Genomic DNA, 16,829 nt, shown 5'->3' with positions numbered 1-16,829 from the left:
ATCAGTCATAATGGTGCATCTCCTTTCAGAGTTACACCGTTGTTCTTACAGTCCCCCCTCGTGCCGGAGCGGGATCCTCGTCCGGTCTCCAGAGAGCCTGGATAGCATCGGCAGCCTGCTCGCACGCGCGAAGATAGTTCCATGCCGATCCAGGACTGGTGGAATCAGGACAGTTTGGTGTGGCACTTCGCCATGTTCGATAGCGGTCCGGCGGTCGGGGAAGACCACGGCGTTGAAGCCCCGGAGGCGTGGGTGCGTGCACTCAAAGCGGTTGCCCGCGATATGCGGTGCTTGCGATATGGACGCGACGTGCAGTTGGACGGAGTGGTGTGGGAGCTCGCCGTCAACAGCGGGTACGCCGTGACCATTGGCTGGCAGGGTGCGGATGGCGTCGGCGGGTTCGGTCTCTGCCACGGGCTGTCGATGGATGCCACATTCGGTGAGGCCTCGGTATGGGCCGCCGACACAGTTCAGTGGGAGCTGGCTGGATATGAGTTCGTGCAGTGGCCCAGCCGAGGACACCATGTGCTCGTCCCTCGGCTGCGTGAGGCTGTTCCAGTTTGGGTCGATCCACACAACGACGGCACGGTCGCCGCGATCGGCGAACTATGTGAACACAGCGGGGAGTGGGGCTTGCCCGCGACGGATCGCTAAGGGATCCTTCTCCGGGGCTCAGGCTCGTACCCAGTGGTCGTCGCACCATCGCCACAAGGCGGGCTCGTCGTCGACGTGAGCGACGTCGTTGTTCAGCCACCACGTCGCGTCCGGGTTCCACCCGGCCAGGACAGTTGCACCGTTGTTGTCTGCCAATGGGATTGCGAGGCCGGGTGTGGTCAGGTAGCCGTGCAAAGTGAGGTGCACGGCGTCGTAGTCGTCGGCCACCGCAGTCCAGTCGGGAATGAACCAGTCGTGATACTCACCGGTGGTGTGGAACCAATCGGAGCGCTTGGACTCGACGACGGCCAAGGGATACGCGTCGACCAAACGCGCCCAGTCCGTCGGATTCGTGATCTCGTAGACCCGGGGTGTGCGGCGGACAGTGACCGGCCAGACCCGCGCTTCGTCCCCGCCGAACGAGTCTTCTTCCAGGAGCAGTTCCAGTGCGCCCACGTCATCCAGTGCCCGGCTGGTTTCCAAGGCGGCACTGGGTAACGGTGTCGACCACCATTCCCCACTGATGGCGTTGTCCGGACGTTCTGCGCGCGAAGTGCGAAACCGTGCTTCCATCGTGAGGACGTGGTCGCGCCATTGATCGAGGCCGACAGCAGTACTGCGGTAGGGCAGTGTCGATTCCGGCCACTCCTCGTCCGGAGGCAGTTGGCCGATCATCCGCTGGTTGTCGAGGTCGACTGGCTCCGCCCACCACCGGGTGAGCGGGGATTCCAGAACGGTGGCAGCTACCGGATGTAAAGCCGCCACGGTTTCCGGCGTGGCGAACATGAGATCGTCCTCGTCCGGCGGTTGCCAGTACCGTGCCCAGTTTGTCGCGATAGCGAGAGCGTTGAGTAGGTCCAGTTCGGACAGCCCCGAGATGGCTTGAACATCGACTGCCTCGATCCTCTCGAGCACGTCCGCAAGTGTTCGTGGACGGGCGGCTCGCTCGTCCGTATTGCACATGTATGCGACGTTCGCGCAGAAAAATCGTCCGCGTGGTGACGCGAGAACGAGAGTGACCAGGTCCATCAATGAACGCTACCGAACCCGTGCTGTCCGTCGCACGCAGTTCCCCGCGGTGGAGTTCTGCCCGTTCATACTCGAACGGTGTCGCAGCCGTAAGCGGATCCATCAACGGTCGCCAGATTCCACTAAGGCAGAGGAATGATCGCGCCGGCAAGCTCTGACGGGTCCGGGAGCACCAGGTGCGTGGTCACAGGTTCGAGTCCGACCTCGGGCCACTCAGCGACCAGCGGCAGGTTTCGGGTTTGCGGTAACCCGGTCACTTCGTACAGGTACTCGCGCTGGTAAAGGTCCTGGCTGTCGTACCAACCGCGATTGTCACTTCGAGGCACTGGCTGGAGGATCGAATCTTCGAGTGCACGAAGTCGCATCGGGCGACCATGCACCTGGCCGGGGCGGCGCTTACCCGTCTCAGGATCGATGACAGCTGACGCCGTGTATTGGCGTCTCATCGCCTCGGCGTGGATGCCGCTGCCGACGACGGTCACCGCGACCTCAAGGCCGGCCGAGTAAGCCATGATCGAGCGCAATCCGACCGTGACACCCTCGACACGGGCGAGCAGTACTGGACCATGCGCGATCGCACCGATTTCCTTGTCATTCGACGGGTCGATCATGAACCAGGCCATGTCCGGATCCTGACACACCTCATTGCGTGGCGACCGAAAGTCCGCACATGTCAACGAAGCACCCCAGCGGGGAAAGCCTGTCGGCACCGGATGAGGATCCCTAACCGGAGCAGCCACAATCTGTTTCCAGTACCAGGCGCGGAGATCGTGGGATCCTACTGGTCATGTGGACTGCGGATAGCTTTCAACGCGACGTATCAGCAGGCACATGGGTGGACGAAAGCCTGAAGCGATTCGCCATAGACCATCGTGCCGGCCTCGTCGGTCAGGTGGTGCCGCCGGAATTCGATGCATACGCACGGATATTTCATCCTGCCCATCGGCGCACAGGTCCCTCCGCTGGGCAACGCGAGCCCATCACCTGGCACGCCGTCGCAGCGGCGAACGAGCGTACCGCGCATCCACTGATGGAATGGGAGTTCCTACTCCCTACACCCGCGGCCAGAAAAGGTCAGCCGGGCCTATGGGACGAAGCTCCGAGTACCGGTGAGCTCACTGGCCCGACAGCTGAAGCTCTCATCGGTGTACTTGCGAACTTCACGACCACACCCGACCAGTGCTGGTACGCCATATGGGAAGGAAGCACCCTGCTCGATGACGTCCGCGAGAACGCCGGCCTACTGCAAGCGGGCAATATGGCGATGTTTCTACTCACCGACTCAATCACCGCGGCTGGAACCCAATTCCGCAATCTTTTGTCGCCGAACCTCTGGTGGCCCGACGACCGCGCCTGGTGCGTGGCAACCGACATCGACCTCATGGCCAGCTACGTTGGCGCATCCACAGAGTGTGTCCACGCGATCACCAATTGTTCCGACCTGGAAGCACTCGAAGTGTCCGCCACGATGAGCGTCCAGTGGGACAGCGACACCATCAACCCGCGGCCGGATAACCGTTCCTGACCGCAATCTCACGGACACGAACATCGGCCGGTCCGAACGCTAACACTGCAAGCCGATCCTCAAACGGTGGCGGGCCCGAAACCACGCAGCGCGGGTTGCCAACATCTCGCCGTAGCGCAGCGCCGCGGTGCCGTGACTAGCCCCAGTACGGTGGCTCCTGCTCTGGGTCGTCGAGCACGGCGTCGATTCGTTGGTCGGCCACGATCTGATCTATTGCTTCCACGTCGGCGCCGATGGTTGCGAAGTGCGGATCGACATCGTTGGTCACGCACCAGGCGCGATCTGCTGGCCAAATGAATGCGGGGTCAGGTGAGTAACCGTACGGCCACCGCGCAGGGTCACTGCTGTTCCAGTCTGCATAGTCCGCGAGTGTGCCGCGGAACAGCCAATAGTCGCGGTTAGGGATCACGAAGTTGGGCGCGACGTGGATGGCAGTATCTTCCCATCCGTCCCACATGCAGAAGTAGCACTCATTCGGTGTAGTTGTGTATTGCGACAGGAGGTCCAGTGCGACGCCGACCTGCTCTTTCTCGGTCAGTTCCTTCTGGTCGAACTCGACCTCGTTCGTCTTCTGGCCGGGGAAACTCGGATCGGGTATGAACCTCACCCGCGCATACTTCGGAAATCCGAGCGGACCTCGCCCCGCTAGTCGATACCACGGAAGACCCTGCTTGATTAGCCAATCCGCGGCAGAGGACTCTTTGCACAGTTCAAAGCTCACCTGACCATTGTCTACCGCGACCCCCGATTCGACGTTCCAACAGGGGATCCTTGACCGGTCAGCGATCGTCCGCGGGAGGACACATTGAGTCGGTCTTCCGGTTCAGCCGGGGACGGAAGGGGGAGGATCCAACCTCGGCGTTGGTCCGGCGTACCAACCCGACATTGCTGTGCCCCGACCATCATTGCTGTGCACCGACCATGCGACGCGTAGAAAAGCCGGGGAGCACGGCAGCGGACACGGCGTTCCCGTTGCGCCCTGCCGAATTCGCTATGGTGTCGGTGCCAAGCCCGCTGCTACTCACAGCTATGTCGGTGTAGCGGATGTCCTCGCTCGGATACGGGCAGGCACGGGGCCGCCGGCAACCATGGTGAACGGCGTAACGAGCGGGAAGTCGACACTCAGGGACTCGGTCTGGACTGTTCGGAGGATGCTGGCCAAGGCCAATGTCGCTTCCAGCATGGCGAAATGATCCCCGATACAGGTGCGCGGACCGCCTCCGAACGGCAGGTACTGCCACCTGTTGCGCCCCGCCGATCGGTCCGGGCTGAACCGCTCCGGGTCGAACCGACCAGGGTCGCCCCACAGGGTGGGGTCGTGATGGAGCGCATAGACCCCGACGACAACGTTCGTGCCGGCAGGAATTCGGTAGCCGTCGACCACGACATCGCGCATGGCCATGCGCGCGAGGACCGCCGCGGGGGGACACATCCTCAGGGCTTCATGGATCACTTGGACGGTGTAGGGCAGGTGGGCAACGTCGTCCACCTGGAGCGGACGATCGCCGAGGGCGGCGCTCTCCGCTGCTACGCGCTCCTGGATCGCGCCGTCGCGCCCGAGTGCCCACAGACTGTATGCCAACGTGGTCGCGGTGGTGTCGTGTCCGGCGAAGAGGAATGCCCACAGCTCCTGGCGGATCGCCCGGTCGGTGAACCGCTTCCCGGTCACAGGATCCGTCGTCTCGAAGAAGAGTCTGATCAGCTCGGCATTTCGCCCGGGGTCGTCTTGGGCGGCCGTGATGGCGTCATCGATCGTTCTGTCGACGACGTCTTTCGCGGTTCGAAACCGGTGTCGTGCAAACGTCGGCAGCCACGACGGGGCGCGAACGGGCTGTAGCGAGCGATCCGTCACGAACTGCACCGCCCGGTTGAGCGGCGGTCCGAGTGCTTCGGCCTGCGCACCGAGGTCGAGCCCGAACAGTGACTGTCCGAGCACCCGCATGGTGAGCCGACGGGTTTCCTTGTCGAGGTCGATCGAGCCCGCTTTCGCCCAGGTGGCCGCCGAGGTTTGGGCGATATCGGCCATGCGGTCAGCGTAGATCGCCACGTGTTTCTTGGTGAACAGGGGCTGCATGGTTCGGCGTCGGCTCAGCCACGGTTCGTGGGTGATGTTGAACAGATTGTCGCCGAACCACTTTCGTGCCTCGACAAAAGTGATCATCTCTTTGTCGAAGGAGCCGTCCGATCCACCGAGGACGTCGTGGGCGCCTTGCGGCGAGGTGACGACGGCCATGGGCGCCGCCAGTCGCCTGGGTCCGAGCCTGACGAGTGTGACAGGCCCGCCCGCGTCGCGGATCTCTTCGGGCCCGGTGTGGAGCCTGCGCAGCGCCTTCACCCGTGCGATCAGCGGCATCGGCACGTCGGGGGCTATCGGATAGTCTTGCGCCTCTTCGCTGGTCCTGGCCACGACTTCAAGTCTGACACTCGGCCTGGCTCGAACGCTAGACCAGCGACGGGACGCCCGCGTTGAGGACTCGCACACCACGCCGCTCCTGTGTTCGTCCCAGAGTCGACATGCGAGAGCTAGGCAGGAAACGCCCCGTATCTCCTCGCCGGTGTCGTTCTTCAAGAGTGCTAGTGAGAAGCGTTGCCATCCTTAGAGTTTGGTCGACACTGGCGCAGAATCTTCCGTTCATCGAAGCGATGATTCGGTCCTCGCTGCCCTGGGCGTGATACCGAATCGGCGTAATCCGTGCGCAGCGGCCGCACGCATCAGACCGTAGGCGAACTTGACCTTGCGAGGCGAGGACGGATACCAGTGCAGTTCCTTTGACTGGGTCGGAATCCGCGGCACGGTGATCGCTTGCTGTCGGCAGAACTTGAGGAGTCCGCTGGCGCCGCCGTGTCGCGCACCCACACCGGATTGTTTCCAACCACCCATCGGGATTGCGCAGAGGGATGTGTTCGTGAGGGCGTCGTTGATGTTGACCGCACCCACGTCGAGTTGGCGGGCAACGCGTTCGCCGCGGTCCTTGTCGCGGGTCCATACCGAGGCCGACAGCCCGTACACGGAGTCGTTGGCCAGCCGGATCGCTTCGGCCTCGTCGGCGACCTTCACCACCGGCAAGGTCGGACCGAATGTCTCCTCGGTCATACACGACATCGACCGCTTGACGTCCACGAGCACGGTCGGTTCGAAAAACGTGCCCACCCCGGTCGGTTTACCGCCGGTCGCTACCCGGGCACCCGCGGCCAGCGCCTCGTCGACGTGGCGCCGCACGATGTCTCGCTGCTCGGCCGTGGCCATCGCCCCGACGTCGAACTCAGGACGGCGCCCGTCCTGACCCTGTGTGAGCCCCTGCACAGTCTTGGTCAGCTTCGCCAGGAACTCGTCGTATACCGGCTCCTCGACATAGATCCGCTCCACCGAGGTGCACACCTGTCCGGAGTTATACAGTCCGCCCCATACGATGCCGCTGGCTGCCCGGTCGAGATCGGCATCGGCGAGGACCAGCGCCGGATCCTTGCCGCCGAGTTCGAGGCTGTACGGGATCAGCCGCTCGGCGCATTGCCGGGCGACCTTTCGGCCGGTGGCAGTCGATCCGGTGAACTGCACGAAGTCAGCGTTGGCGACGACGGCAGTCCCCGTCTCGCCGAAGCCGGTCACCAGCGTGAGCACCGGCGGCGCACCGATCTCGGTCCAGCCACGGACGAACTCCGCCGCGCTCAGCGGCGTCGCTTCCGAGGGTTTGAGTAACACCGCGGCGCCGGCGGCCAGCGCCGGAATCCCGTCCACGCCGGGGTTGAAAAATGGAAAGTTCCAGGGCGTGATGACACCGACGACCGGGTACGGCCGGTACAGCGCGGTCAGTTTCTTGGCTACGCCGATGGGGGTGCGCATCTTGGGGTGGGTGTCCGCGAGGAACTTCTCGGCGTTTCCCGCCCAATAGTTGAGCATGTCGGCGCAAATCGGAGGTTCACTACTGGCGTCGAGGTGCGTCTTCCCGGTCTCGGACTGCAGCACCGCAACGATGTGCTCGGTGTTGTCGAGAATCCAGTCCTGGAACTTCAGCAGCCAGCGCCAGCGCCTGCGGCCCTTCGGGCCGATCCTCTCCCACTCCGGCTGAAACAACCGCAGCTCACGAGCCTTTGCGGCAACCGCCTCAGCGGGTTCGTTCGGTACGGCGCCGACGACAGTTCCGTCGGCGGGATTTCGAACCTCGATCGTCGATCGTCGGGCCGTCGATGCCGTCTCGCTCATTGTGGAATCCCCGTTCCTTCCAACGCGAAGAAGTCATGCACGCACACCGGACCGCGGCCCACGGCGAGTCCCGACGGGTCTGGCCCCCGACTCCAGGCTCAGAGTATTCCGGCAGGCCCGGCCAATACGTCAGCCTCTGCGTGTGAGATCGGGGCAGGGGAACCGACCGGGGAGGCCGAACGGGCAGGCGAGCAACGCCGTACCACTGTCCACGGACCCGACAGCCGATTTCGACGACCCAGCCGTAGCGATCCCCATCACGTCAGCTCCCCAGCATCGGAAGTACCTCGCTTTGGATCATCCGCCCCGGCGCACGGCCCCACCACGCTGCCACGCCGCGACAATCTCACCCAATTGGCCAACTAGCCACCGAGTGGCCATCTCGCATGAGATTTGGCCACGGTTCTCGAGACCCTACACGAACTGTAGGGTCTCGCTGCCGGTGGCATTTTGAGACGTTGCGACCTGCGGACTTGTCACCGTGTCTCACGGCATGGCCACCGCAATCTGTCTCAATTCCCCGGCATTTCTTCAGCCATCACGAAGCGAGGCGGGCCGTTCCGATGCCCTGCCGCAACGGTCGATCTGGACTCCCTGCCACCCCACGTCAGGAGTGGTTGGGGCACAACAGGAACGTTTGATCGGGGCATTTACGCCGGAGTCCGCACCGCAGCTCGATCCCGTTACGGAGCCGTCGAGGGGCCCCCATCGACGTCGACGGAACCACCCCCGGCCTCCCGGGTTCGTATGAAAATCCCTGGTCAACCCACTCCAGAAATTCTGCAGTCGCGGGAGTAGACATTGAGGTGAAGCCGTTGTAGAGTTCCTGTCGTCGCAAGGAAAGAGTTCACGAGGTGCGGGAGAGAATGAACTACCCGCATAGCGGTACCGCAAGACCAGGATGTGTCGGGTAAGGGTTGTTGTGAGTGTGTAAGGCCCCGGCACCTCCGGCCGGCGACCGGGCAGCAAGAACAGCTCGACAGCCGGAAAAAATGCAGTGAACAAGGAAATCAAACCGGCCCCCGGTGCCTCACGGCGCCGGGGGCCCTGTCCGTTGAAAGGTGTCACCCCATTCAGGACGATTCGCCCGACCGCAGCCCGGCCGGGAAGTTCGACGACGAGGACTACCCGGCCTACAGCATGGGTCACGCCGCCGAGATCCTCGGCGTGACACAAGCATTCCTCCGCAGCCTCGACGCCGCGAAGCTCCTCACCCCCGGACGCTCGGAGGGCGGCCACCGCCGCTACTCCCGATACCAGCTCCGCATCGCCGCCCGCGCCCGTGAACTGGTCGACCAGGGCACCGCACTCGATTCCGCGTGCCGCATCATCATCCTCGAAGACCAACTGGCCGAGGCCCGACGCATCAACGCTGAACTCCAGCACACCCACCCGACGGACGGGCCCGCCCCTGCAGTCGGCTGAAACACCGCCGCTGCTCCGAACGCCAGTCGAGGGCGATTCCTGGAAGTTGCCCTTCCACTCGGCGGCCGCTGGCAGCCCAGACTGCACCTCTTCGCCCGTCGGCATTCGATCCCGATCAACCATCCGCTTTCGGGACGAGCGCCGACTCTTGCGGGTGCGCGCTGGGCGCCGATCTCGTCCCGGTGCAGGTTCCTGTCACGGACTGTGTATATCGACAGCCGCCGTGCCGGTTGGTCAGGACTTGACGAAGTGGGCATCAATGACGATCCGGGTGGCGAGGCGGGAGCCCTTTTTCGTGTAGGTCAGGCCCCAATTGCTGCGGTCGAGATGCAGATTGGCGGTGACCGTCGCGGTGCAATCCGTGGCGACAATATGGGCGGCGACGGTGAGCGGTCGAGTCTGGCCGTGAACGGTCAGGTCACCGTCGAGGTGTATGTGTTCCGAAGCGGCGTGTCGTGCTTCGGTCGCGGTGAAGGTGATGGCGGGGTATGTCTGTACGTCGAAAAAGTCGGCGGCCCGTAGGTGTGCATCGCGTTTGCTGTTCTTGGTGTTCACGGAGGTGGCGTCGACGACCAGCGTTCCGGTGATACTGCCGTCGTCGCTGACCGTTCCGGTGCCCTGGACCGCTTGGAAAGTTCCGGTGACCGGGAGTAGCCATAATGCCTTGGTGTGGAATGCGATCGACGTACGAGAGGGGTCTAGGGTCCAGGAACCGGCGAACGCAGACAGGTTGGCAGCGGGCTCCATGGGTGTTGTCATCGTGTACCTCCGGTAGATGGCGGTCCCTGCGAGAAGGTCTCTGGTCGAGCGCATTTAGCTTGATCGACGTATCACCGACCAATCGGCCGCGGCGCTCTGCCGGCTCTGTCAAGAGGGCGACCCGTCTGGCAAGTACCGTAACAAGGTGGTTCAGCATCCACCGGAGGCTCGCGGGCTGCCCCGGTAGAGGGATCGATGAGCGGGCACAAATCGGCAATCGAAAGTGAGAGGCAACGCTATGGTTCGGTGTGCCCGAAATTGCCGGCCGGCGACGCACCCAACCACCGCCGCCTCGCATCGTCTACGAAGCGCTCACCGACCCTGACCGTGACCCAGTTCGTCGGTGGCTGATCCTGCGCAACGACGAACAACGTCCCACGATCGCAGAAGCTGTCGAACCGAACCTCGTCGTATGGACTTCAATCTGGCCGTGGCGTCCGGATGCACGGATCCGCTTCGACATCGTCGGCCCTCCCCACGGCAGCACCACTCTGTCCTGGACGCTGATTGTCGACGACCCGGTCCCGGACCGGGAGACCACCGTCCGGATGCGCAAGCGAGTGAACGAACTCATCAACGCGAACCTGCGCTTCACGTTCGGTCAGTAGTCACCTCGATCGAGGATCGGAACCGGGCATGATTGTCCTAATCTGCAGTGCTTCAGAATGATGGCGTGCAACCTGTCAGGAAGGTCCTATTCGCTTTTGCCGGTGGAATAGGACATCTGAACCCCATGCTCCCAATCGTGAGAGCACTCCGCAGCGCGGGACACATCGTGGGCGTGTGCGGCCAAGCCAGCATCATCGACGGCGCGAGCGGATTCGACGCGTACTTTCCTCGCGGAAGTTCGGGCCCAACGTCCACCAGTGAGTCGACGGGCTCACTGGCCCACCCCGATCTCGAGCACGAGTTCTCTGTGATCGGCACGTACTTTGCGGGCACCCTTGCCGCGAGGCGCTTCGGCGATGTTCAGCAGAGCATCGATCATTGGGCACCGGATCTATTGCTCTGCGACGAAATGGACTTCGGAGCAATGATCGCGGCCGAACAAGCCGAGATCCCGCGCGTCGTCGTCAACGTCATCGCCTCCGGCGCTCTGACCCGCATCAAGCACATCAGACAGCCAGTGGCGCTGCTACGAGCAGTTCACGGCCTGGGGGACGACCCCGGATGCACAGAACTGACCCGCGATCTCGTGGTCTCGCCTTTCCCGCAGTCCTTCCGGCACCCGGACTTCCCGCTTCCCAGGACTGCGGTATCGATCCGGCCGGAATCGGAGCGCGACACCCGCCCGTTTTCCGCCGTCGACTGGCTTGCCGCAGGAAGGGAGCCAGGACGGGTGTACCTGACGCTCGGCACCATCTTCAATACCGAGTCCGGTGACCTGTTCATCCGTGTCCTTGAGGGATTGCGAAAGCTCCCTGTGCGCGTCCTCGCGACCGTCGGCGTCAACATCGATCCGGCCAGCATCCCGGTAATCGCCGACAACGTCCGGATCGAACGATTCGTACCCCAATCAGCCGTGCTGCCGCACTGCGATCTCGTCGTCAACCACGCCGGGTCAGGGAGTGTCATTGGGGCGCTTGCCCACGGTATACCCGTAATCGCCCTTCCGATGGGGGCAGACCAGGAACTCAACGCCGAGCGGCTAACAGCTCTCAGCGCCGGCATCACGCTTGATCCGCTCACCGTGACGTCAGCCGAGGTCCACGGATCCGCACTCCGCACCCTGGCCTCGGATTCCTTAAGGACCGGCGCAAAACGTGTGCGCGACGAGATCGAGAAAATGCCTTCCCCTGCGTCGATAGTCGCAGACTTGGAACTGCTCATGGGTAACGTCAGCCGGCGCTGAGCCCGCGCCAGATGCGGAACCACCAGCGGGACGAGATCGGCGCCGAGCGCATGTCCGGCTGCCGGCGACGCTCGTCCCGGAACGGGATCCCTTACCGGGGCTGTTCTTCGAGTCCGGTGACATCCGTGGTCGAATAGAGGGTGTTTCCGGCCGGTGAACCGACGATGGATTCGAGCCAGGGAAGTTCAATCGGATCCCGCGTCTGGTTCCCGGTGATCAAGTCGTGCTGCGAGAATACCGGCCGGCCTCGGGAGTTGACGATGGTGACGGTTGTGCCGCTGACCGTTGTGGTGGCCTCCTCTGAGTCGGGAATCGTCCATTCCAGGGACACTGCCGGCGGACCCTCGATGGCTACGGACAGGACCTGCCCGTCTTGATTGAGCCAATACAAACGATCACCGATTACTGCGGTCGTACCCCACGCGTTCTGCGCGTACCCAGGCATGTCGAGAACGGTTTCGGATTGCGAACCGTCAGTTACATCGATGCGGACGAGCGCCAGGTCGTGGTCGGGCGGCGAGGACGTCGGGGACATTCTCCACAGTGCAAGAATCGATTGCCCGTCAGCAGCGCAGGCGGGGTTTCGCGACGCCGGTCCAACGCCGACGGGAAGGTCCCATTCGCCACGCACGGCGAGCCTGCCTCCCGGTAGAAGCTCGTACAACCGGTGTTTGGTCATGTCCCCGGCGGGGATGATGTCGCGTACGACGGCGAACTGGCGGTCTCCGCAGTAGGTTGCCGTTCGTACCATCCCTTCCACGCTTCCCGTGTGGGTTTGGCCGTCGGCGTCGACCGAGACGAAATTGCTGGTGCGTCCGCTGTTGAACCAGACGGTTGCGGAACCGGTTTCGGGATTGTTCGCTGCGGCCTCGACGATGCTCTCGTCGACGGGGACGTCGATCCTTGAGGTACTCGTGAGTGTGGTGACCGCTCGGCCGGACGCTGTGACAAGGCTCTGCTTCGAGGCCAAGACAGGATTGGCATAGATCGGTTCGTCTTCGAGTCTGCCGAGAACGTTTCCCTTCTCATCGAAGACGAACACGATCGTGCGGCCGCCTGTTGATTCGAGACCCTGTGGCCCGACCGACACGGCACCGACTGCGCCTGGTGGGAGATCATCGAGGATGGCACCCGGATGGTCCGGGGTGGTGCCGCAGGAGACGGCAACCGATAGCAGTGCCGCCCACGTTGCAGTTCGGACTGCCTTGTTGCGGGTGGTACCTGCCTGGGGTTGTCGCATGACCTAAGCATCCGGTACGCCACCTGAGGATGGTCGCGGGACCCTCCCGCTCGCAATGAGGAACGCCTGCGCTAGCACCGGATGAGGATCCGCATACGGAACAGGTCACCGTTGGCCTGGTGGCGTCTGCCACCATGACCAGATGTACGAGTGCCCGGCACGGGACACTCGCCTGCGGGTTCCTATCCTGCTGTGTCCCAGAAGACCCGGGGATTGCCGTCGGCATCCGTGCCTACGAGGTTGGCGGGGTGGATCCCGCCGGACGTGATGAATTCGGTCAGCAGATGCTCCATCCCGGGTGGAGCGTTGACCTCACCATGTGAGTACAGCGCGATCACAATGCCAGCCTTCGAGGCGGGCACGTGCTCGATGCCGTAGACGGCATTAGGCGCGAACTCGATGTGGATCTCCAGAGAGTTCTCGTCGAGCCGACCGATCCCGGTGACCCTGAAGCGATAGAGCTCCGGTTCGCTCGCTGCCTCGATTTCAGAGACACCAAACGCAGTCCACAATCTGTTTTTCCACAGCATGAAGAGCCGATCGAGCTCGGTACGATCGGGAACACTCATCGTCGTGACTCTCCCGGTAGTGACGTCGTCGGGCAAGAGGAAGAGGATCCTTTGCCCGAACCTGCTTCGGACGAAGTGGCGTCTCAGCGCGTGCCGGCGGCAGTCGACCGTCGTTCCGCAAGCGGATCGCTCACCGGTCATCGATCGCTTGCCCTCCTGCAAGGGCAGTTGGCTCGACCCTCATATGGGCTGACGGACGAAGCCAGGCTGTGCTCGGAACGGCCCATTCGGCGACGCCGACGTAGGGGCCGGACTGACAGTGCGTGTACCCGCTGGGATCTTCTCCGGTGTAGGGCACTTGCGATATCAGCGGCTCGGCGCAGAGCAGTCCACTAAGCGATACGTGGACCGCGTCCCACTCCTGGGCGATCGACTGCCAATCGGGAAACACGGTCCCTTCGTGCTCGCGGGGATGCGCCGTCAGCAGCGCCTCCCATGAGGGCGCCGAATCGACCCGCGCGATCCGCGCCTCCGCCGGGTCGAAATGAACGTCGTAGCGCAGGGGACTGCGCTCTGCGTCGTGTTCGCCATGGAGCAGCCAGGCATCGTTTCCGCAAGCAAACTTCGTCGCCGTCCAGAAGGCGCCGTCCGGTAAAGCGCTGGGTCGGTGGCGGTTAGCGACGCTTAGTGTGCGGAACTCGGTGAGGTTGCCGTGATGACTCTGTGGGGAGAGCAGCGTTTCGCGGCTGGGTGAGCACAGTGCGGCCGCGACGGCCTCGCTCATCTCCACGATGTCGGGGTCGGTGGTGTCGAGGTCGATGACGTCCTGGAAGTCGCCGCCGTACAGATACATGTGAAGGACCATCGCCACGCGGCCCGAGTAGTCCTCGGTGTCGATCGAGTCGGCGTACTGCCCAGCGGAGGAGAACTCTGGATGCAGTGCGCGCCACTCTCCCCACCAATCGATCAACATGCGGCCGGGGAACGTGGCCAGGAGGTTGACCGCAAGATCAGACGTCATGGCCATAGTGTCGCAGCGCTCGCTGTCAGCGGACGCCCATCGGAGCCGAATGACGATCGGTGACTGGTCACTGATCGTTGACCGAATGGCGAACTCGTCTCCCCTGGTCGTGCTTCTACAAAGGGATTACTCGTCATCCTGAGTAAGTGTTCCCTGAGCAGTAGCGTTCGTGATGGCGGAACCACCCGGCGCGACCGCCGGTGGTTGACTCAGCTCTTGGCCCTCCATCGCATCCCGCCAGAGATCTTCGGTGGTCGCGGGCCGTCCTTCACCGATGACCGGATCCTGAGAGTCGACAACCTCATTTTCGGGATCCGGTCCGTCGCCATGGCCGGGTCCGACGGCGGCGGCGAACACACTTGCTACCGACACCACGGCAGTCGCGAAAACTGCAAAGAGCACTGTCTTTCGCATCAGAGACCTCCTCGTCCAATCGACACTACTGCCAGCATGGCCAAGTAGACCTGGCACTGCGCCGTGACCGTCTGTCTCGGTGGCCGATCCGTCAACCTCACCGGAAGCGGAACCATCACCGGGACGAAGTGCCGTCCGCGCTGGGCGCCGATCTCGTCCCGGTGCAGGTTCCTCCATCGGAGCCGGATTGTCGGGACTGAGACACGGAATGGATCGCAGCGCCATGCCGGAGACGGTCTGCCTCACACGCGTCCTCGACGCCACGTCCAGACGCACCAGACGATGCCCGCCACGGCTACCACCGGGAGCACCTGCCTCGCCCTCCCCATGGTGACAGCCCGGTGGTACTGCTCACTCGACAGGAATTGCATTCCGCGTGTGTTGTCCGGGTTGGACAGATCCCACCAGAAACTCCTCATGCCGCTCACTGCGTGGGGCCAGGCAGTGAAAGCACCCACCGCGGCGGCGACCGCCAGGCACGTAACGGGGAATGCCACCAGAACCAAGGGAACCCAGGGGCCCGCTCAAGTCGTGCACGCCTCGGCAAGACCACACGCGCGACCAATGCCACGACTCCGAGGGCAAGAAATAGCAACCACGCCACGACATAACGGTAGTGCTTTCACTCCCTGCCCCAGCCTCGAATGCCCCGGAGAACTCGAGCCAGCAGTTCGGAACGAAAACGCAGTACCGGATTGCCGATCAGCGATCCCTCAACAGTTCTGCAGGTGAGGATCGTTCAAGCGAGGCTCGGGTGGGCACACGGGATCCTGCGGTCGTCCCCCATGACGACGACAACGGAAGGCTTCTCGCGCCATGGTGACCGCAGCACGGCAAGGATGAATCCGTCATCGGCGACATCCGCAACATATTCATCGAGGGAACTGGTAATCGCGATACTCCGCGCCCCGCTGGCCACGAAGCCGCTGATGGTGATCCATGAACTGTCGGGAGGACCACCGTCAGCAGAGGGTGGTCCGTTTCGAGAAATTTCCAGGCGTTGGATGAAAGATGGCCGGAAATCTCGATCAGGGGCTGCTCGCGGCGACTCGCCAACAGTCATCATTTGCGGGGTTTCCCACTGCCCGTCCACTTCGTTCACCGTGACGACGTACCGCGACTCGGCGTTTCGGAGCGCAACTGCAGCGACATCCTCACGTACAACAACCAGGTACGGCTCCACCGCACCGCCACTCCGGCCACCAGCATGGAGGGACGCAAGGGCACTCCTCGCGGCCGGATGATCCAGACCGTCCATTACCTCAGCGTAGAGTCCCCGTCACTTACTCTGCTGATGATCCGGCAGACATCGAGTCTCTCCGAGAGACCGATTGGGGATGGTTCAGCGGACCGAGTCGTCCGCCGTCCTCACGTCTGCGCCGATACCTAACGCTCGGGTGCCGTATCGGGCGATGTAGTGCCACACCTTTTTCAGGTCCTGCGGATCGTAGGATCCACCCCGTGCACGACCAAGGATGGACGGGGTGAGCACGCCATCGTGTGCGATGCCTCGGGCCAGGTCGACGATGCGCGGCCCCCGGTAGTCGGGATGGTGCGCAATCTCCTCGACGCCCACCGTGTACCCGTCGTGCCACCACACGGGGCACGCGAGGGACCGGGCGATCACGTCGAAAGGTGTGTCGCGGTAGCTCGGGTCGAGAACGAGGGCCTCAACATCCGACGCGATGTCGATGGGTCCGTGAACGTGCGCCTCGATGTAGTCGTCGAGCGGATCGTCGAATTCCACCGCGGCGGCGGCCTCCATCAAGTTCATCGCCTCGGCGGTGCCGAACAGGTCGGGCTCGAAGACACTGTCGGGAAAGCAGAAAGTGGTGCGATCGAGGGTGTGCTCGGCCAGCAGGAAGTAGGAGGAGCCGAAACGAGGTGATCCGCCGTAGGGGTCGGCGCGGTAGTTCAGCGATCCGTACTTCGGTCGCTGCGCCGGCTCGTGCTCGTCGTAGGCGCCGCCGAACATGCGGCTTTCCCACTTCCACCTGTCGCCGCCGAGGTGGGCGGTCAGTCCACCGTTTCCGGTTCGGGTTTCGAACTGTGACAGGTACGCGCCGCGGTCCGCGATTGCTTCCAACGTCGAACCGTCAGCGAAGGGTAGGTCAGGGTGAAAATGCAGTGTCACACGTAGGGTCCGATCGAGCGGAACGCCCTCGGCGAGACCACGCACATGCGCGACGGCAATGGACCC

General features: G+C 63.3%; 17 protein-coding genes. 5 read left to right on the top strand and 12 right to left on the bottom strand.

Going from position 1 to position 16,829, the window contains the following annotated elements:
* The first annotated feature begins 141 nt into the window (after positions 1-141).
* Entirely contained in the window at positions 142-654 is a 513-nt protein-coding gene (locus tag QM806_RS24670) for a hypothetical protein (protein ID WP_120659154.1), read from the top strand.
* Positions 655-672: 18 nt separating this feature from the next.
* On the opposite strand, the gene QM806_RS24665 is transcribed toward QM806_RS24670, so the two are convergent.
* A complete protein-coding gene (locus tag QM806_RS24665) occupies positions 673-1,569 on the bottom strand; it encodes a hypothetical protein (protein WP_265147453.1) in 897 nt (298 codons plus the stop codon).
* 236 nt (positions 1,570-1,805) lie between these two features.
* Entirely contained in the window at positions 1,806-2,306 is a 501-nt protein-coding gene (locus QM806_RS24660) for a hypothetical protein (protein WP_242323089.1), read from the bottom strand.
* 212 nt (positions 2,307-2,518) lie between these two features.
* Between QM806_RS24660 and QM806_RS24655 the strand changes: the two genes are divergently transcribed.
* Positions 2,519-3,208, top strand: a complete 690-nt coding sequence (locus QM806_RS24655; protein WP_283293157.1) for a hypothetical protein — start codon at positions 2,519-2,521, stop codon at positions 3,206-3,208.
* A 136-nt stretch (positions 3,209-3,344) separates the two neighbouring features.
* On the opposite strand, the gene QM806_RS24650 is transcribed toward QM806_RS24655, so the two are convergent.
* The 3 genes from QM806_RS24650 to QM806_RS24640 form a co-directional block, all read right to left on the bottom strand.
* A complete protein-coding gene (locus QM806_RS24650) occupies positions 3,345-3,929 on the bottom strand; it encodes a hypothetical protein (protein ID WP_242323087.1) in 585 nt (194 codons plus the stop codon).
* A 306-nt stretch (positions 3,930-4,235) separates the two neighbouring features.
* On the bottom strand, positions 4,236-5,561 hold the full coding sequence (locus tag QM806_RS24645; RefSeq protein ID WP_265147539.1) for a cytochrome P450: 1,326 nt from the start codon (positions 5,559-5,561) through the stop codon (positions 4,236-4,238).
* 279 nt (positions 5,562-5,840) lie between these two features.
* A complete protein-coding gene (locus QM806_RS24640; protein WP_242323086.1) occupies positions 5,841-7,409 on the bottom strand; it encodes an aldehyde dehydrogenase family protein in 1,569 nt (522 codons plus the stop codon).
* A 1,047-nt stretch (positions 7,410-8,456) separates the two neighbouring features.
* Here QM806_RS24640 and QM806_RS24635 point away from each other — a divergent pair.
* A complete protein-coding gene (locus QM806_RS24635) occupies positions 8,457-8,834 on the top strand; it encodes a MerR family transcriptional regulator (protein WP_407719927.1) in 378 nt (125 codons plus the stop codon).
* Between the two features lie 234 nt (positions 8,835-9,068).
* On the opposite strand, the gene QM806_RS24630 is transcribed toward QM806_RS24635, so the two are convergent.
* The gene (locus QM806_RS24630) at positions 9,069-9,593 is read right to left on the bottom strand and encodes a YceI family protein (RefSeq protein WP_183102182.1); all 525 of its coding nucleotides are present in this window, start codon (positions 9,591-9,593) and stop codon (positions 9,069-9,071) included.
* A 248-nt stretch (positions 9,594-9,841) separates the two neighbouring features.
* Between QM806_RS24630 and QM806_RS24625 the strand changes: the two genes are divergently transcribed.
* Positions 9,842-10,201 (top strand): hypothetical protein, encoded by a 360-nt coding sequence (locus QM806_RS24625; protein WP_242323084.1) that lies wholly within the window; start codon positions 9,842-9,844, stop codon positions 10,199-10,201.
* A gap of 308 nt (positions 10,202-10,509) precedes the next feature.
* Positions 10,510-11,445 carry a glycosyltransferase gene (locus QM806_RS24620; RefSeq protein ID WP_242323083.1) on the top strand — a complete coding sequence of 312 codons (936 nt, stop codon included), beginning with the start codon at positions 10,510-10,512 and terminating at the stop codon, positions 11,443-11,445.
* Between the two features lie 91 nt (positions 11,446-11,536).
* Here the strand turns inward: QM806_RS24620 and QM806_RS24615 are convergent, their stop codons facing one another.
* The 6 genes from QM806_RS24615 to QM806_RS24590 all read right to left on the bottom strand — a co-directional run bounded on the left by QM806_RS24615 (position 11,537) and on the right by QM806_RS24590 (position 16,763).
* Positions 11,537-12,685: a hypothetical protein gene (locus QM806_RS24615; protein ID WP_265147458.1), complete on the bottom strand. Its 1,149-nt coding sequence runs from the start codon at positions 12,683-12,685 to the stop codon at positions 11,537-11,539.
* Positions 12,686-12,867: 182 nt separating this feature from the next.
* Positions 12,868-13,290, bottom strand: coding sequence for a hypothetical protein (locus tag QM806_RS24610; RefSeq protein ID WP_283293151.1), 423 nt, complete (start codon positions 13,288-13,290; stop codon positions 12,868-12,870).
* Positions 13,291-13,384: 94 nt separating this feature from the next.
* Positions 13,385-14,215: a hypothetical protein gene (locus QM806_RS24605; protein WP_283293149.1), complete on the bottom strand. Its 831-nt coding sequence runs from the start codon at positions 14,213-14,215 to the stop codon at positions 13,385-13,387.
* A gap of 126 nt (positions 14,216-14,341) precedes the next feature.
* On the bottom strand, positions 14,342-14,629 hold the full coding sequence (locus QM806_RS24600; protein WP_283293147.1) for a hypothetical protein: 288 nt from the start codon (positions 14,627-14,629) through the stop codon (positions 14,342-14,344).
* Positions 14,630-15,368: 739 nt separating this feature from the next.
* A complete protein-coding gene (locus QM806_RS24595; RefSeq protein ID WP_283293144.1) occupies positions 15,369-15,731 on the bottom strand; it encodes a hypothetical protein in 363 nt (120 codons plus the stop codon).
* A gap of 240 nt (positions 15,732-15,971) precedes the next feature.
* Positions 15,972-16,763, bottom strand: coding sequence for a DUF3626 domain-containing protein (locus QM806_RS24590; RefSeq protein ID WP_283293142.1), 792 nt, complete (start codon positions 16,761-16,763; stop codon positions 15,972-15,974).
* Between the last annotated feature and the right edge of the window lie 66 nt (positions 16,764-16,829).

The sequence above is a fragment of the Rhodococcus sp. IEGM 1351 genome, from assembly GCF_030056875.1.
Classification (GTDB): Bacteria; Actinomycetota; Actinomycetes; order Mycobacteriales; family Mycobacteriaceae; genus Rhodococcus_F; species Rhodococcus_F opacus.
This window is presented reverse-complemented; position numbering and strand designations above follow the sequence as displayed.

Bases quoted from the DNA above. Each gene is read 5' to 3' on its own strand.
- QM806_RS24605 (WP_283293149.1), bottom strand. From the start codon at position 14,215: ATGACGTCTGATCTTGCGGTCAACCTCCTGGCCACGTTCCCCGGCCGC.
- QM806_RS24670 (WP_120659154.1), top strand. From the start codon at position 142: ATGCCGATCCAGGACTGGTGGAATCAGGACAGTTTGGTGTGGCACTTC.
- QM806_RS24600 (WP_283293147.1), bottom strand. From the start codon at position 14,629: ATGCGAAAGACAGTGCTCTTTGCAGTTTTCGCGACTGCCGTGGTGTCG.
- QM806_RS24615 (WP_265147458.1), bottom strand. From the start codon at position 12,685: ATGCGACAACCCCAGGCAGGTACCACCCGCAACAAGGCAGTCCGAACT.
- QM806_RS24660 (WP_242323089.1), bottom strand. From the start codon at position 2,306: ATGGCCTGGTTCATGATCGACCCGTCGAATGACAAGGAAATCGGTGCG.
- QM806_RS24640 (WP_242323086.1), bottom strand. From the start codon at position 7,409: ATGAGCGAGACGGCATCGACGGCCCGACGATCGACGATCGAGGTTCGA.
- QM806_RS24645 (WP_265147539.1), bottom strand. From the start codon at position 5,561: ATGCCGCTGATCGCACGGGTGAAGGCGCTGCGCAGGCTCCACACCGGG.
- QM806_RS24630 (WP_183102182.1), bottom strand. From the start codon at position 9,593: ATGACAACACCCATGGAGCCCGCTGCCAACCTGTCTGCGTTCGCCGGT.